The organism is Marinobacterium sp. MBR-111, from assembly GCF_040547585.1.
In the GTDB taxonomy this organism is placed as follows: Bacteria; Pseudomonadota; Gammaproteobacteria; order Pseudomonadales; family Balneatricaceae; genus Marinobacterium; species Marinobacterium iners.
In genome coordinates this window covers 1-1,317 of record NZ_JBEPQA010000083.1, presented here as the reverse complement: position 1 = coordinate 1,317, position 1,317 = coordinate 1, and the positions used below count along the sequence as shown (strand labels likewise).

The following is a 1,317-nucleotide window of genomic DNA, read 5'->3' as shown; positions in this document are numbered from 1 at the left end:
GTATCACCTTCTGTTGATTGAGATCTTGGTCGTGATCAATCAACAGGATACGCCATCCTCCTATTTCCCCGTACACCAGAAATCACCATAACTCGACTGAAGCGCAGCGTAAGGAAGTCCGAGCCGCGCAGCGGCGCTTTGCGTGCTGCAAATTGTTATGTTTCATAGCTGCACCGGCTTTAGCCAAAGACTAATAAATGCAGCGCCCACACTGAGGGAATTAGCCGCTAGCAACCAGAGAAATGCTTTACTCTTAAACCTGAAGTCTGGGAAAAACCACTTTCTATAGACAGCCCCCTCAAGTAGGCCATTAACTAAGCAACCGAGAAAGAATGTGGCACCCCATGTAATTGGGTTAAATGTTCCCCAGCTAAAAGCCTTGTTTATGAGAGAGCCAGGAAACAGCTCCCAAGCTATACCAGCTAACGGTATTAAAATTATACCTGCAATAGCAGAAACGGCATTTGCAGATATGGTTGCAATTGAAGCTTTTTTTATTGGAAGAGTAAAAATCCATTTTACAAACAAAAACTCAACCAATAGTCCAATACTAATTGCCCACCACGAAAAAAGCCTAGTTTCTAGATAAAGTGCTGGCCAGACTACGTTTGCGTAAGCAGCAGTCGGCAGTAAGCAAAACAAAAATATTAGCAGCTTACGCACCATCTCTCCTTGAGACATAACGCGCCACACAAAGGTCCGAAAAGCATAGCTTTTGAGGTCCCAGCTCACGAAGCGGGGGAGCTTCGTGTGTCTGTTAGGCATTTGAAGCCACCACATAGGTAGTACCATATTCGTTTATCATGGTGCCTATTTTAAACCGGTTCTGATCAACTAATTTAATTAGAAAATCATTATTAGTCTTCCCCCAATCCACTCCTTCAAAGTCATAGGGAAATGGCGATTTATTTTCATTAGGACTATGTAAGTATACAGCGTCCTCATATGAATTCTCGTGAATAAACCACCAACTTTGAATAGGGCCTCGTACATTCAATTTAAAGTCTTCAACCATATTAAGAATTTCATAACCTAACATAATTGAAGCTTCGCGGTTTTCAGGTTTTTTGTCTCCTTTGCCCTGCCAATCGATGTGGCAATGCCAGTAATCGAACCAGCCCGACGGATCAAGATTGGCAATGCTGTTAACAGCATATTTTTTCATCTTGCCCCAGTATCTATCCATTCTCTTTGTGTATCTGCGATCCATCATTCTTAATGCCGTCGTGGTAGAACGGCCTGTTACCAGACCGCCCCCACACAGATCCGGACGTGCGGAACTACCGCATCCGGCTCCTCAGTTATATTGTCGCTCGT

At 43.8% G+C, this 1,317-nt stretch carries 2 protein-coding genes; both read right to left on the bottom strand.

All coding sequences use genetic code 11. The features are described from left to right. Nucleotides 1–162 precede the first annotated feature (162 nt). On the bottom strand, nucleotides 163–663 hold the full coding sequence (locus tag ABIE61_RS18810; protein ID WP_354412422.1) for a hypothetical protein: 501 nt from the start codon (nucleotides 661–663) through the stop codon (nucleotides 163–165). 94 nt (nucleotides 664–757) lie between these two features. Beyond that, the gene (locus tag ABIE61_RS18805; RefSeq protein WP_139253975.1) at nucleotides 758–1,213 is read right to left on the bottom strand and encodes a hypothetical protein; all 456 of its coding nucleotides are present in this window, start codon (nucleotides 1,211–1,213) and stop codon (nucleotides 758–760) included. Nucleotides 1,214–1,317: the final 104 nt, after the last annotated feature.

What these genes read in the sequence shown, in the direction of transcription:
- ABIE61_RS18805 (WP_139253975.1), bottom strand. Translation starts at nt 1,213, where the DNA reads ATGATGGATCGCAGATACACAAAGAGAATGGATAGATACTGGGGCAAG.